This is a genomic window from Goekera deserti, from assembly GCF_010685995.1.
GTDB lineage: Bacteria > Actinomycetota > Actinomycetes > Mycobacteriales > Geodermatophilaceae > Goekera > Goekera deserti.
Genome location: NZ_JAAGWK010000011.1, coordinates 1 through 13,778, shown reverse-complemented (window position 1 = coordinate 13,778; position 13,778 = coordinate 1). Strand labels below are relative to the sequence as shown.

Below are 13,778 nucleotides of genomic sequence, written 5' to 3'. Positions count from 1 at the left end.
GCTGCCGGCGGCGCTGCCCCGATCGGGTGAAGTCCACGCGCGCAGGCGCCCCGGGCGGCCGGGGTCGGGCAAGCTCGGTGCACGCCCGCCGCACCCGGAGGACCGCACCCGTGCCCCAGTACGCCTTCGAGGACGCCTACGCGCGGCTGATGAGCCCCGCACCGCAGCAGCAGGCGGTCAGCTCCACGTCGTGGCGCAACCTCGCCGCCGCCGCCCGGCTGCAGGCCGAGCAGCTGCGCTCGCAGGGCTCCACGGTCAACCAGGACGCCGGCACCTCCGGGGTCGCCGCGCAGGAGCAGGCCGAGGTGCGCGCCGCCTGGTTCGTCGCGGTCGCGGAGGGCGCCGAGGACCTCGCCGGGCGGATCGACCACGTCGTGCAGGTCGGGCTGCAGTCGCAGACGTCCGCGGAGGCGGCCCGGGCCATCGCCGACCAGGCGGCGCAGCAGCTGTCCGCTCCCGACGTCACCGCTGCGCAGGAGCAGGCCTACCTGCGCGCCCGGGAGAACGGCGCCAGCCGGATGAGCACCGCGGTGGACCAGTGGTCGACCGCCTACGACGGCCTGGCGGCACCCACCCCGCCGCCGGCTCCCGGCACCCCGGGCGCCGGCTCGCCGGCGTCGGCCCCCGCCGCGCCGTACGCCGGGGGCGCGGACAGCGGCTACCGGGGCGCGGTCGACGGGCTCCCGGCCCCCGCCGGCCCCGGACCCACCGGCGGCGCCCCGGCGGTCGGGGTGGTCGGTGACGGGCCCCGCCCGACCGGCACGGTCGGCACCGGGGACGGCGGCGGCGCCCAGCCCGCCCCGGCCCTGGCGCCGGTGCCGATCCAGCCCGGTGCGCCCGGCAGCATCACGGTCGGGGCCGACGGCGGTGACTTCGCCGGCTGGTTCCGGGACCCGACCAGCGGCTTCTACGTCGACCCCTCCACCGGGCGGGAGTTCGACCCGGCCACCTCGCGCTGGGTGGACCCGGTCACCGGCCGCCCGTTCGGCGAGGCCACCCAGTACGCGACGCGGCTGGAGGGCGTCGGTGGCGCCTCGCTCACCGGTGGCCTGCTCGGCGACGGCGCCACCGGCGTCGGCGGTGCCGGCTGGAGCCGCATGTTCGCCGGCGGTGCCGGCACCGGTGGGCTGGCCGCCGGCTACGGCGGGTTCCTGCCGCCGTCCCTGGCCGCGAGCAGCCCCGCCCAGGGCCGGGCGTACGCCACGGCCCGGGACACGATGGCCGTGCGCAGCGCCACCGCGAGCCGGATGCTGGCCCGCGAGGACGCCCTGCGCACCGGCCACCCCTACGCCCCGCCGGTGCAGACCGCCGCCGGCGCCGGCGCCGGCACCGCCCGGCGCACGAGCCGGTCCACCAGCGACGAGGCCCTGTTCTCCACCGCGTCCTCCCGGGCGGCAGCCGCCCGCGGTGGCGCCCCCGCCGCCGCGTCGCTGCCGGCCGGCGCCCCGGCCGGCCGGGGCGCCGGGAGCGAGCCGGCCACCGCCCGGGCCGGGGTTCGCGCCGGCGAGCCGGGCGGGCAGCAGACCCGCAGCTGGCTGCCGCCGACCCAGGCCGGCGGCGCCGCCGACCGGGAGGCCGCCCGGCGCGACCGGCCCGACTGGCTGGTCGAGGACGACCTGTGGGGCACGCCGCCGGCGTCCCCGGCCGTGCTCGACGGGAGCCGATGACCGTGCCGACCTTCTCCTACGACAGCGAGGGCGTGCGTCAGGGCGGGCGCACCGCCGTCCAGGCCTCCGACCAGGAGGCCGCGGCCACGGCCACCCTCTCCGGCGCGACCGTCCCCGGCGGCGCCTTCGGTGGGGTGTCCCAGGCCGGTGGCCTGGCCGGCGCCCTGGAGAGCGCCCGCAGCGCGCATGCCGCGGCCGCGCAGGTCACCACGGCGAACCTGCAGACGCAGGGGGACCGGGCCGCGGCCACCGCCGACCTGGGCGACGACAACGAGGCGGCGACCACGAGCCTGGCCCCCCGGAAGGCCCAGGCGGGAGCCGTCAGCCAGGGGATGTGAGCCGCGCCGCGGCACACCGCTCGACGCGCAGGACGGGACCTCCCCGCCCTGCAGGACACCGGACAGGAGTGACCAGTGAGTGACCTGAAGATCAGTTTCGAGGAGGTGCACGCGGCGCAGCAGGTCGTCGCGGGCGCCATCACCGAGATGGAGGACCTGACCAAGCAGATCCTCTCCCAGGCCGGCCTGTCCCAGGCGGCCATGCAGGCCCCGGCCGGTCAGGTGACCGCGGAGACCTTCGACGGCATCGGCGGCGCCGGCCGCGCACTGTCCGAGGTGCTCACCCAGCTCCAGCACGACCTGTCCAGCATCCAGTCCCAGGCCGCCGAGGGCTCGGACGCCGCCACGAGCATCGCCCGCTCCGCGTCGTCCGCCGCCGTCGCGTCGGCGATGTGAAGGAGAACCCCTGATGAGCTACGGCGTCCTGAAGTTCGACACCGAGCAGATCGCCGCGATCTCCTCGGTCACCACCGCCCACCGCGAGCAGTGGGACTCCATCTGGAACGGCGTGCGCAGCAAGCTGTCCGCGACGGCGGCCGAGGCGCTGTCCAGCACCGTCGGCGGCTCGCTGGACCAGCGCAGCGCGGAGTACCACGCCAAGACCCAGCAGCACGTGGACAACATGGCCTCGCAGTCCAGCGCGGTGCAGCGGGTGGGCACCACGGCCTCGGACTACAACGACCAGATGACCCGCACGATCGCGGGCTGACCGCGCGCCGCGGGGAGGTCGGCCCTCCCCGCGGTCAGCCGCGCAGCCGCAGGAGCTGCCCGGGGCGCAGCTGGGCGCATCGGTCCACGTCGCCGTCGGTGACGTAGCCGATCACCGGGTAGCCGCCGGTGACCGGGTGGTCGGCGAGGAACAGCACCGGCTGCCCGGACGGCGGCACCTGGAGCGCGCCGCGCACCATGCCCTCGCTGGGCAGCTCGCGGGTGCTGGAGCGCTCCAGCGGGGCGCCCTCCAGCCGCACCCCGACCCGGTTGCTGTCGCTGGACACCACCCACGCCGTCGCGGTCAGCGCCGCCCACGCCGCGTCGGGGAACCAGTCCCGGCGCGGCCCGGGCAGCACCCGCACCGTCACGGTGCCGCCGGCCGGGTCCGGCACCGGCGCCAGGTCGACGCCGGGTTCCGGCCGGGTCGGGTCGCCGACCGGCAGCACGACGCCGGGGGAGAGCACGGCCGGCCCGAGCCCGGCGAGCAGGTCGGTGGAGCGGGAGCCGAGCACGGGCGGCACCGCGATGCCGCCGCGCACCGCCAGGTAGGTGCGCAGCCCGGTGGCCGGTGGCCCGAGCCGCAGTTCCGCGCCGGCGGGCAGGGTCACCGGCGCGTCGTGGCACGAGGAGCCGGCGCACCGGGCGCCGGTGGTGGTCACCAGCACGTCGGCGTCGGCACGGACGGCCAGGCCGCCGAACGTCACCTCCACCGTGGCGGCGTCCTCGTCGTTGCCGACCAGCCGGTTGGCCAGCCGGTGCGCGGCGCGGTCGCACGCCCCGGACCGGCCGATGCCCCAGGCGGCCTGCCCGGGACGCCCGGCGTCCTGCACGGTGCTCAGCGGACCGGTGGCGAGCACGGTCAGCGCGGTCACCGGCCGCTCCCGACGTCGACGAAGCGCACCCGGGTGCCCGGCCGCAGCAGCGCGGCCGGGTCCCGGGACAGGTCGAACACGGCGAGCCCGGTGTGCCCCAGCAGCTGCCAGCCGCCGGGGGAGGCGCGTGGGTAGACGCCGCTGAACTCCCCGGCGAGCGCCACCGACCCGGCCGGCACCCGGGTGCGCGGGGTGGCCCGCCGGGGCACGTCCCACGCTCCGGCACCGGTCAGGTAGCCGAAGCCGGGGGAGAAGCCGCAGAACGCCACGGTCCACTCCTCGGCGGTGTGCCGGCGCACCACCTCGTCGGGGTCGCAGCCGAGCAGCTCGCCGACGTCGGCGAGGTCCGCGCCGTCGTAGTGCACCGGCACCTCCAGCAGCTCGCCGGTGCCGCGCCGGCCGGTCCGGGGCGTGGTGCGGCGCACCGCGGCCTGCACCGCCTCCAGCGTGGTGGCCGCCGGGTCGACGGTGAGCAGCACCGTGCGGGCGGCCGGCACCACGTCGACCACCCCGGGCAGCGGTTCCTCGACCAGGGCGGCGTAGAGGCCCAGCACCTCCTCCAGGTCGGCCAGCTCCACCAGCAGCGCCGTGCTCCCGCTGGGCAGGACGCGTATCCCGCCGCCGGGCATCAGCGGGCGAAGGACGCCAGCTGCACCCCGGCGTCGGTGAGCGCGGCCCGCACCCGGCGGGCGATGTCCACCGCCCCCGGGGTGTCCCCGTGCACGCAGATCGAGTCCGGGGTGAGGATCAGCGCGCCCCCGTCGGCGTCCGGCACCGGGTCGCCGGCGGCCATGGCCACGCAGCGGCGGGCGATCTCGTCGGCGTCGTGCAGCACCGCACCGGGCAGTCGCCGGGACACCAGCGTGCCGGTGGCGGTGTAGGCGCGGTCGGCGAAGGCCTCGTGCACCACGGTGAGCCCGGCGTCGACGGCCAGCTCCAGCCACGCGGACCCGGGCAGCCCGAGCACCGGCAGGGTGCGGTCGACGTCCAGCACCGCCTGCACCACCGCGGCGGCCTGCTCCTCGTGGTGCACGATCGCGTTGTAGAGCGCCCCGTGCGGCTTGACGTAGCGCACCCGGTCGCCGGCCGCCCGGGCGAAGGCCGCCAGCGCACCGATCTGGTAGACGACGTCGTCGGTCAGCGCCGCGGGCTCCATGTCGATGAACCGCCGGCCGAAGCCGGGCAGGTCGCGGTAGCCGACCTGGGCGCCGATCGCCACGCCCTGCGCCACCGCCCGCTCGCACACCCGCCGCATGATCGAGGGGTCGCCGGCGTGGAAGCCGCAGGCCACGTTGGCACTGGTGACCACGCCGAGCAGGTCGTCGTCCTCACCCAGGGTCCACTGGCCGAAGCCCTCGCCGAGATCGGAGTTGAGGTCCATGTGGTCAGCCTCTCAGGCGAACAGCTCGATGACCGGCCGTCCGTCGGGCCGTCGGGTCAGCAGGCGCGGGTGACGAAGTCGGCGAGGTCGGCGGACTGCTGCAGCCGGCTGGGCTCGTGCACGTACATCATGTGCCCGGCCTCGTAGTACGCCCACTCCACCCGGTCCAGCGCCGCCGGCGGCACCCGCAGGTGCGCCATGACGTGCTCGGCGGCGAAGTGCGGTGTCGCGCCGTCGTACCAGCCGCAGGCGATGTGCACCCGCATGTGCGGGTTGGCCTGCATCGCCGTCGTCAGGGCGCCGGTGGCCTCCACGGAGCGGCCCTCGAACTCCTTGTACGACCAGGGGTGCACCTTCGGGGTCAGCACGTTGTAGGTCAGGTCGCTGGCGTAGCCCAGCTCGCCGCGCAGGTAGGCGTTCAGCGTGGCCGAGTACGGGCCCATGATCGCCGCGGACGACGGGTCGTGGCCGGTCATCCGGGCGTCGTTGGGGTCGGCGAGCCAGCCGGTGAACCGCATGTCCAGCCGGCCGATCAGCGTCCGCTCCTCGCGCAGCAGCTCGGCGGTGAACGCGAACAGGTCCACCCGCAGGTCGGCCCGGTCGACGTAGCCCGGGCTCAGCCCGGTCAGCTCGGCGTACCGCGCGACGACGGCGCTGCGCTCCTCCCCGGTCAGCCGGCTGCCCCGGCCCAGTGCCCACGGCAGCTCGCGGGCGGCGAACTCCTCGGCCTCGGCGACCCGGGCGCGCAGCTCGCCGTCCACCCGGCCGTGGAAGTGCGCGGCGGCGGTGTAGGTGGGCAGGTAGAGGGCGTACCCCAGGTCGCTGCCCGGCTCGAAGTCGACCGAGCCGATGTCCAGCACCGAGGAGATCAGCACCAGGCCGTTGACGTACATGCCGCAGCCGGTGGCCAGGTGACCGGCCAGCGCTGCGGCGCGGGTGGTGCCGTAGGACTCCCCGGCCAGGAACTTCGGGGACAGCCAGCGGCCGTTGCGCGAGGTCCACAGCCGGATGAACTCCCCGACGCTCTCCACGTCGCGGGTGAAGCCGTGGAAGTCGTCGGCGGTGTGGCCCTCGTGGGTGCGCGAGTAGCCGGTGCTGACCGGGTCGATGAACACCAGGTCGGAGACCCGCAGCAGGGTCTGCAGGTTGTCGGCCAGCGCGTACGGGGGCGGGGCGAGGTCGCCGGCGTCGCCCATGACCACGCGCCGCGGGCCGAGCAGCCCCATGTGCAGCCACACCGACGACGAGCCCGGGCCCCCGTTGAACGCGAAGGTCACCGGCCGGGTCGCCGGGTCGGCGCCGTCGAGCACGTAGGAGGTGGAGAACAGCTGGGCGCGAGGCTGCACACCGCGGGACCGGCCGTCCTCCACGACCTCCTCGCGCAGCACCACCCGCCCCGTCGTCGCGGTGTAGCGCAGCGCGTCGGGGCCGCTGCCCAGCTCGTGGTGGGTGACGACGAGGTCGTCGGCCGGCTCCGGGACGGCAGCTGCCGGGCCCTCCGTCGGGGTGGGTGCGGGGGAGGGGCGGTCGTCGGCCGGCATGCAGGCAACCTACGACGCGCCGGCCCGGACACCGGGTGGTGGCCGGGCCCGCGCGGGGCCCGTCGGCTCAGGCGGGGGTGCCCAGCCGCACCGGCAGCCGGTCGTACCCGCGCAGCACCCGGGTCTCCCGGCGGTGCGCACCGGGTGCCAGGGCGAGGTCGGGGAAGCGGGTGAACAGGCTCTTCAACCCGATCTCGCCCTCCAGCTTGGCCAGCGCCGCGCCCAGGCAGAAGTGCGGCCCGCCGGAGAAGGAGAGGTGGTCGGCGGCGTTGGGCCGGCCGACGTCCAGGGTGTCGGGGTCCGGGAACACCGCGGGGTCGCGGTTCGCACCGCCGAGGAACAGCACGACGTGCGCGTCCTTCCCGACGCGCATCCCGGCCAGCTCGGTGTGCTGCAGGGCGGTGCGGTCGGTGGTCTGCACCGGGGACTCAAGGCGCAGGCACTCGTCGACCGCGGTCGGCCACAGGGTCTCGTCGGCGCGCAGCCGCTCCAGCTGGTCGGGGTTCTGCAGCAGCAGCCGGGTGCCGGAGCCGAGCAGGTTCACCGTCGTCTCGAAGCCCGCGGCCAGCAGCAGGCCGGCCAGCGACCGCAGCTCGCGCTCGGTCAGGCCCTGACCGCCCTCGTTGGCGACGACCAGCTGGCTGAGCAGGTCGTCCCCGGGATCGCGGCGCAGCCGGTCCAGGTGGTTGCCGACCCACACCTCGAACTCGGCCAGCGCCAACTGGGTCTCCCGGAACTCGGGCCAGGTGACGGCGATGTCGAGGCTGGAGACCACCCGCGAGCCGAAGTCCAGCACCTGGGCGTGCTCGCTGGCCGGCACCCCGAGGATGTCGGCGATCACCGTCAGCGGCAGCCGGGCGGCGTAGGCGGCGACCAGGTCGACCTCCGACGGGCCGGCGGCCAGCTCGTCCAGCAGCTCGTCGGCGACGGCCTGGACCTGGCCGCGCAGCCGGCCGATGGCGCGGGCGGTGAACACCGAGGACACCAGCCGGCGGTACCGGGTGTGCTCGGCGCCCTCGACGGCCAAGAGCGACGGCGGCTGGATCGGGTGCGGCGGACCGCCCTGGCCCGACCAGCGCAGCATCGCCCCCAGCGCCTGCGGCAGCTCGCTGCCGTCCCGCTTGACCCCGAAGGAGCTGCTGCGCAGCACCTCCTTGACCACCGAGTGCGTCGCGGTCATGTACGTGAGCCGGCCGCGCACCAGCGGGCCCATCGCGCGCACCTCGGCGTGCAGCGGGAACGGGTCGTGGTGTGCCGCGGGGTCGCCGATCAGCCGGGCCTGCACGTCGCCGCGCTTGACCCCCTGGCCGACGACGAGGCGCGGCAGCCCGTGCCGCAGCGCCCAGAACAGCATGCTGCGGGGACCGCGCGGGTTCACGACGGACGTCTGCTGCGCGGGGGTGTGGATCTCCCTGGTGCTGCTCATGCGCCGGCCTCTCGGATCAGGTGTTCGGTCATCTCCTGTGTCGCCTGGTCACATCATCACCCCTGACGTCCTGACGATGCACCCCCCTGGAGCGGCGACTGCTCCGGGGTACGGACGACGCGGCGCCACCGACCACGGCCGGCCGCGATCGGTGTGGTCCGACCGTCGTCGTACCGAGATCGGGCCGTCCCGTGCGACTCCCGTCACCCATCCGGCCGACGTCGTCGCGCGGAGGGGCCGGTGGTCGAACCGGCGCAGGTCGTCAGCGCAGCGCGGGCCACCTGCGCGGGGGGCGCCCGGCCGCGCACCTCGCCATCGACGCCGCCGTGCGCGCCCGGGACGCCGACGCCGCTGCCGGCGCGATGGAGTCGCACATCCGCTGGTCCGCCGAGCGCCCGCTCCCCGGCGACCCCCTACCGGTGACCCCCGACGTGGAGTGGGACCGGGTGGTGCACGGCCCACGCACCCTGGAGGTGGTGCTGGTCGTCGGCTGAGCGTGCTCAGCCGGCGGCGGCCGGGGTGCGGTCCCGGGCGGGCACCGGGTCGGCGCCGGGCAGCTCGCCGTCGGGACGCCGCGGCCGGCGCTGCAGGCCGGCCAGCACCAGCACGGTGCCGGCGGCGGACACCAGGTGCTGCACGTCGGCCAGGGCGTGGTCGAGCACCAGCGCGGCGAGCAGCACCGTGCCGACCGTGCTCAGCGCGGCGGTGCGCCATCGGCCGGACAGGGTCCACGCGACGGCGGCCAGCAGCGCCCAGGTGCCGGCCGACGAGCCGCCGTCCAGCTCGCGCAGGTGCTGGCCGGCGGCGTCCAGGCCGGTCCCGGCGAGCAGTCGGGTGGCCAGCAGCACCGGCACGCTGCCCACCAGGTCACCGAGCAGGAACAGCGCCGCGGTGCGCCGGCCGCCCAGCCGGGCCTCCGCCAGTGGGAACGCCAGCAGGCCCAGCGCGGCGTTGACCCAGACGAAGCCGGGGCTGGCCTGCACCACCGGGGAGGTCAGCAGCCGCCACAGCTGGCCGTGCAGCAGCAGCTCCCAGTTCGAGCCGGCCGCGGCCAGCAGCTCCCGGTGCACCCGCGGGTCGTAGGCGCCGCTGCCCATCAGCCACAGCTGGACGGCGGCGAACGCGGTGGTCACCGGCCAGCGCAGCGGCACGGTGCGCAGCCGCGACCACCGGCCCCGGGGCAGCTCGCCCAGCCGGGCCACCGCCACGGCGACGGCGGGCAGCTCGCCGGCGCTGCGGGCCACCACGTACCGGGCCTCCCAGCGCGGGCCCCACTTCTGCTTGAACGCCCGGAGCCCGGCGTAGGCGAACAGCGCCCCGCCGTGCTCGTACAGCAGCCGCATGACGGTGGCCGGCGCCCCGGGCTGGTCCTCCAGGCCGGTGAACGGCGCCAGCCCCAGGTCCAGCCCGCGCGCGCCCTCGGCCCGCGCCCGGTCGATCATCGCCACGAACAGCAGCTCCATGACGCCGTTGACCGAGCCGGGGCGGCGGCGCATCAGGTCGAAGGTGCGCTCCTCGGACCGGTAGGCCGGGAGCAGGTTGGTGAACGCCTGCACCTCGCCGTCGCCGTCCAGCACGGCCAGCACGGGTGTCTCCCGCAGCTGCGCGACGTCGAACTGGCCCAGGGTGAAGGTGCGCTCCCGGTGCCGGCCGTCGGCGCTCCAGGCGTCGGAGACGACCCGTAGCCGGGCGGCGTCGTCGTCGGTGAGGGGGTGGGGGAGCTCCTGGACGCGGTAGCCGGCCCGCTCGCACCGGCGCAGCGCGGAGCGCAGCGACTTGTGCTCGCGGCCCTCGGTGCTGAACGTGGTCACGTCGACCACCGCCTCCTCGCCGATCTTGGCCGCCACCAGCCCGAGTCCGGTGAGCAACGGCAGGTCCGCCTCGCCCACCTGGTGGAACGCCGGCCGCCAGCCGTTGCGCCGGCACAGCGCCAGGAACTGCTCGGCGGCCGGGCCGACCGCGTCCGGGGCGCCGATCGGGCCGCCCAGCGCGACCGCCGTGCCGTGGCTGAGTCCGTAGCCGACGAAGGCGCGTCCGTCCTCGGTGACCATCCAGTGCTTGTCCGGCAGCAGCTGGAAGTGCGCCAGCGCCGACGTCGCGTGCTCGGCCAGCAGCCGGCGCACCACGGCCCGGTCGGCGGCCGACTGGTGCCCGCCGGTGACCGCGGCCACCAGCAGCCCTGCACCGACCAGCACCACGCCGAGGGTGGCCAGCCGCACCGAGGCGATCAGCCAGGCCGCGTGCACGGTGCGCGGCTCGGCGTCGACGGGGAGCATGAGCAGCAGCCGCAGCGCGCCGGTCACCGAGCCGACCGCGGTGGTGCCGCCGCGGAACTGGTCGTCGAGCCGGTACAGCCCGACCGCGGCGTAGCCGGCCACCAGCAGCTCGCCGGCGACCAGGACGGCGAGTCCGCGGCGGGCCAGCGAGGAGTCCCCGCGGGCGGTGAACGCCTGCCGCGACGTACCGACCGCCAGGGTGGCCGCCCCGGCGACGAGCACGGCGACCGGCCGGTGCAGCGCCGTGGCCCCGGCGGTGGCGGTGCCGAGCGCGGCGACCGCGGTGGTCCACGCGGCCCGCCGTCCGCGCAGCAGGGCCCGGGCGATGAGCACCAGCACCAGGCCGCTGCCCAGCAGCAGGTAGTGGCCGCCCTCCACGGCGAGGAACGCCTGCCGGAACGGGTGCAGCCCGCGCTCCAGCGGCCGGGCGGTGTGCGTGCCCAGGGCGGAGGCCAGCCCGCCCACCCCGACGACCAGGCAGGCCAGCGCGCTGCCCCGGCGCAGCCACACCCCGGCGCGCGGGGACGGCGCCGGGCGGCCGGCGCCGCCGCGGATCCGCGACCAGGCGAGTCCGCCGACGGCGAGCGGCAGCCAGAACTCGGCCAGCCGGAACAGCGCGACGGCGGCCGTGGCGGTGGGCAGCTGCACGCCACCGGCGACCAGGACGGCGACCGTGCCGACCTCGACGACCCCCAGCCCCCCGGGCAGCGGCCCCACCGAGGCGAACAGCGCCGACGACACGTACGCCACCAGGGCCAGCCGCGGCTGCGCGCCACCACCTACGGCGGCGAGCGCGGCCAGCAGCATCAGCACCCCGGCCAGGTCCACCACGGCGGCGGCGGCCGCGGGCAGCAGCACGCGCGCCGGCCGGGACAGCGCCGGGCGCAGCGCGGCGGCCAGCGAGTCCGCCGGCGCCCAGGCGTCGTCCGGGGCGGGGCGGCGGGTGAGCCGGCTGCGCAGCCGGCGCAGCAGGACGGCGACGCGGCGCAGTGCGGCCGGGTGGCGGGCCGCGAGCAGCAGCGCGCCCAGCCGCGCCCCGAGCAGCAGCAGGAACAGCGTCCCGGCCAGCACGTCGGCCCCGGACAGGTCGCCGTCGGCGCCGAGCACCACGAGCCCGCCGGCCAGTACGGCCACGAAGCCGGCGTCGGCGGCGGTGGCGGCGAGCAGGTAACCGGCGCTCACGTCGGCGTCCGGCAGCCCGCGGCGGCGGCCGCGGCGCAGGAAGGCGGCCAGCCCGGCCATCCCGCCGGACTTCACCGCCGAGTTCAGCGCGACGGCGGCGAGCGAGGTGCGGGTCAGGTCGCGCAGCTCACCGCGGGCCGGCAGGCCGACCGCGGCCGAGGCGGTGGCGTGCACCGCGGTCCAGGCCGCGGACCACAGCACCAGGGCGCCGGCCAAGGCCAGCAGCCAGCCCGGGTGGGCGCTGGTGAGCAGGCGCAGCGCTCGGGTCAGGTCGGCGTGCTCGCCCCAGACGGCGCTGGCCACCGCGGCGGCCAGCAGCAGGGCGACCACCCCCCGCCAAGGGTGGCCGCCGGTGCCTGCCTCGCCGGCCGCGACGTCGCTGCGGGTGGCCTCGGCCGTGGACATGCTGACTCCCTGCTCCGTGTCCTGCTGCGCTGTGTCCTGCTGTCCTGCTGTCCTGTGTGCTGCTGTTCTGTGTCCCGGCGTGCGGGCAGCGGTCGGTCGGCTGTGACGATCACCGGGCCGGCCGCACGGGGGCTGCGCGTCGGCTGTGGGGTCGCTGCACGCGCCGGCCGTGCAGGGAGGGGCCGGGACCCGAGCGCTCTGCAACGATGCAGACATGGCTGAGAGCACCGTCGACAGTGACGTCCGCAGCGAGCTGTTCGGCCGCACCGGGTCCGGGGCGGAGGTGCACCGCTGGACCCTGCGCACGCCCGGCGGGGCGGTGGCGGCGGTGCTGACCCGGGGCGCGACCCTGCAGTCCTGGCGGGCGGCCGACGGCACCGAGCTCGTCGTCGGGCTGGCGGACGTGCCGGCCTACGAGGCGAGCACCGCCTTCTTCGGGGCCACCGTGGGCCGGGTCGCCAACCGCATCGCCGGCGGCCGGTTCACCGTCGACGGCGTGGAGCACCACGTCCCGACCGGTGGGGCCGAGCACGCGCTGCACGGCGGGGTGGACGGGTTCGACCGGCGGGTGTGGGAGGCCGAGCGGGTGCCGGGGGAGACCGCGGTGCGGTTCCACCTCACCAGCCCGGACGGCGACATGGGGTTCCCCGGCACGCTGTCGGTGCAGGTCACCTACGCGCTCACCGACGTGGACGGTGGTGCCGAGCTGCGGCTGGACTACCGGGCGACGACGGACGCGGCCACGCCGGTCGCGCTGACCAACCACGCCTACCTGAACGTGGACGGGGTGGGGTCGGGGTCGGTGGAGCGGCAGCGGCTGCGGATCGCCGCGGGCCGCTACCTGCCGGTGGACGCCGGTCTGATCCCGCTCGGCGAGCTGGCACCGGTGGCCGGGACGCCGTTCGACTTCACCGCCGAGCGGGAGATCGGGGCACACCTGCGGGACGCCGACGCGCAGCTGCTGCGGGCGCAGGGCTACGACCACTGCTGGGTCTTCGACGAGCCGTCGCCGGCGGAGCCGGTGCTCGTCGCCGAGCTGCGCGGGACGTCGGGCCGGCTGCTGCAGGTGCTCACCGACCAGCCGGCGGTGCAGTTCTACTCGGGCAACTTCCTGGACGCCGCCACCTCCACCGCCCAGGGCCTGCCCGTGCGCCAGGCCGACGCGCTCTGCCTGGAGACCCAGGCGCTGCCGGACGCGGTCAACCAGCCGGCCTTCGGCGACGTCGTGCTGCGGCCCGGGCAGGAGTGGCTCAGCACCACGGTCATGCGGGTGCTCGGCCCGGTGGGGTGAACCGGGGGCGATGTGCCGCCCGGGCTCCGGGCGTGGTCGTCGGTCGAGTGCCCAGGAGGTCCGCCCGACGCACGGGTTGAGCACCCAGGACGGGGTGCGCGGCGTCCGGGTGTGGCGATGGGGGTGGCCGGTCGCTGGCCGCCGCCGGGGGCGATGACGTGGTCGTCGGCGGGATGGGCAGCCGCAGGTGGGCTCGCGGGGCAGTCAGCCGCTCCGACTGCCCGGCGAGCCCAGCAGCTCGACCGTGCCAGCTGGACGACGGCGGTCCGGTCTACCCGGTGCCGGCGGACCCGGTCCCGAGCGTGCTCGGCTCGCCCCGGGTCCTCGTCGGCTCGGCTCGGCCCTGGTTCGGTCTGCTCGCCTCGGCCCTGGTGGGCCCAGGTCGGGTCGGCCTGGTGCTGGTCGGTCCCGGCCCGGTCGGCCCGGCTCGGCGCTGGTGGCCCGGCGCGGCTCGGCCCGGCGCTGATGGGCTCAGCGCTCTCGTGGGCTGGGCTCGTGCCCGGTCGGCTCGGCCTCTGTTGGCTCGGCTGTGGTCGGGTCGGGTCACATGGCAGGACCCCCGTGGGCGGACAGAATTCTGAAAGTCCTGATCAGCTGCGTGATCGGGCCGATTTCTGTCGTACCCCCTCCGTAGGTTCGTGGTCATGGAGGACGGCGGCGGGTTCGGGGTGGCGGTGTCGATCCGCGC

The 13,778-nt window shown here is 76.7% G+C and carries 12 protein-coding genes; 6 read left to right on the top strand and 6 right to left on the bottom strand.

Translation table 11 applies throughout. The features are described 5' to 3' along the window. Window positions 1–110 precede the first annotated feature (110 nt). The 4 genes from G1H19_RS09455 to G1H19_RS09440 all read left to right on the top strand — a co-directional run bounded on the left by G1H19_RS09455 (window position 111) and on the right by G1H19_RS09440 (window position 2,714). Window positions 111–1,667, top strand: coding sequence for a hypothetical protein (locus G1H19_RS09455; RefSeq protein WP_152727701.1), 1,557 nt, complete (start codon window positions 111–113; stop codon window positions 1,665–1,667). Then, window positions 1,664–2,005, top strand: coding sequence for a hypothetical protein (locus G1H19_RS09450; RefSeq protein WP_152727702.1), 342 nt, complete (start codon window positions 1,664–1,666; stop codon window positions 2,003–2,005). Before G1H19_RS09455 ends, G1H19_RS09450 begins: the two co-directional genes overlap by 4 nt. A 75-nt stretch (window positions 2,006–2,080) precedes the next feature. Next, window positions 2,081–2,401, top strand: coding sequence for a hypothetical protein (locus G1H19_RS09445; RefSeq protein WP_152727703.1), 321 nt, complete (start codon window positions 2,081–2,083; stop codon window positions 2,399–2,401). Window positions 2,402–2,414: 13 nt separating this feature from the next. After that, window positions 2,415–2,714 (top strand): hypothetical protein, encoded by a 300-nt coding sequence (locus tag G1H19_RS09440; protein ID WP_152727704.1) that lies wholly within the window; start codon window positions 2,415–2,417, stop codon window positions 2,712–2,714. A 34-nt stretch (window positions 2,715–2,748) separates the two neighbouring features. Here G1H19_RS09440 and G1H19_RS09435 read toward each other — a convergent pair whose 3' ends face one another. From G1H19_RS09435 to G1H19_RS09415, 5 genes are all read right to left on the bottom strand, one after another. After that, window positions 2,749–3,588, bottom strand: coding sequence for a 5-oxoprolinase subunit C family protein (locus tag G1H19_RS09435; RefSeq protein ID WP_162392220.1), 840 nt, complete (start codon window positions 3,586–3,588; stop codon window positions 2,749–2,751). After that, entirely contained in the window at window positions 3,585–4,217 is a 633-nt protein-coding gene (locus G1H19_RS09430; RefSeq protein WP_152727705.1) for a 5-oxoprolinase subunit B family protein, read from the bottom strand. The genes G1H19_RS09435 and G1H19_RS09430 overlap by 4 nt, the downstream gene beginning before the upstream one ends. Further along, window positions 4,217–4,969, bottom strand: coding sequence for a LamB/YcsF family protein (locus G1H19_RS09425; RefSeq protein ID WP_152727706.1), 753 nt, complete (start codon window positions 4,967–4,969; stop codon window positions 4,217–4,219). Before G1H19_RS09425 ends, G1H19_RS09430 begins: the two co-directional genes overlap by 1 nt. A 56-nt stretch (window positions 4,970–5,025) precedes the next feature. Next, window positions 5,026–6,510, bottom strand: coding sequence for a S10 family peptidase (locus tag G1H19_RS09420; RefSeq protein WP_152727707.1), 1,485 nt, complete (start codon window positions 6,508–6,510; stop codon window positions 5,026–5,028). Window positions 6,511–6,577: 67 nt separating this feature from the next. Beyond that, a complete protein-coding gene (locus G1H19_RS09415) occupies window positions 6,578–7,936 on the bottom strand; it encodes a cytochrome P450 (protein WP_152727708.1) in 1,359 nt (452 codons plus the stop codon). Between the two features lie 326 nt (window positions 7,937–8,262). Between G1H19_RS09415 and G1H19_RS09410 the strand changes: the two genes are divergently transcribed. After that, window positions 8,263–8,430: a hypothetical protein gene (locus tag G1H19_RS09410; protein WP_162392219.1), complete on the top strand. Its 168-nt coding sequence runs from the start codon at window positions 8,263–8,265 to the stop codon at window positions 8,428–8,430. Between the two features lie 6 nt (window positions 8,431–8,436). On the opposite strand, the gene G1H19_RS09405 is transcribed toward G1H19_RS09410, so the two are convergent. Next, entirely contained in the window at window positions 8,437–11,799 is a 3,363-nt protein-coding gene (locus tag G1H19_RS09405; protein WP_162392218.1) for a phosphatidylglycerol lysyltransferase domain-containing protein, read from the bottom strand. A 214-nt stretch (window positions 11,800–12,013) separates the two neighbouring features. Here G1H19_RS09405 and G1H19_RS09400 point away from each other — a divergent pair, with 214 nt between their 5' ends. Continuing rightward, window positions 12,014–13,090 carry an aldose epimerase family protein gene (locus tag G1H19_RS09400; RefSeq protein WP_152727710.1) on the top strand — a complete coding sequence of 359 codons (1,077 nt, stop codon included), beginning with the start codon at window positions 12,014–12,016 and terminating at the stop codon, window positions 13,088–13,090. The last annotated feature ends 688 nt before the right edge of the window (window positions 13,091–13,778 follow it).

Excerpts from the sequence above, each read along its gene's own strand:
- G1H19_RS09450 (WP_152727702.1), top strand. The coding sequence starts at position 1,664 with ATGACCGTGCCGACCTTCTCCTACGACAGCGAGGGCGTGCGTCAGGGC.
- G1H19_RS09420 (WP_152727707.1), bottom strand. The coding sequence starts at position 6,510 with ATGCCGGCCGACGACCGCCCCTCCCCCGCACCCACCCCGACGGAGGGC.
- G1H19_RS09425 (WP_152727706.1), bottom strand. The coding sequence starts at position 4,969 with ATGGACCTCAACTCCGATCTCGGCGAGGGCTTCGGCCAGTGGACCCTG.
- G1H19_RS09415 (WP_152727708.1), bottom strand. The coding sequence starts at position 7,936 with ATGAGCAGCACCAGGGAGATCCACACCCCCGCGCAGCAGACGTCCGTC.
- G1H19_RS09405 (WP_162392218.1), bottom strand. The coding sequence starts at position 11,799 with ATGTCCACGGCCGAGGCCACCCGCAGCGACGTCGCGGCCGGCGAGGCA.
- G1H19_RS09400 (WP_152727710.1), top strand. The coding sequence starts at position 12,014 with ATGGCTGAGAGCACCGTCGACAGTGACGTCCGCAGCGAGCTGTTCGGC.
- G1H19_RS09440 (WP_152727704.1), top strand. The coding sequence starts at position 2,415 with ATGAGCTACGGCGTCCTGAAGTTCGACACCGAGCAGATCGCCGCGATC.
- G1H19_RS09430 (WP_152727705.1), bottom strand. The coding sequence starts at position 4,217 with ATGCCCGGCGGCGGGATACGCGTCCTGCCCAGCGGGAGCACGGCGCTG.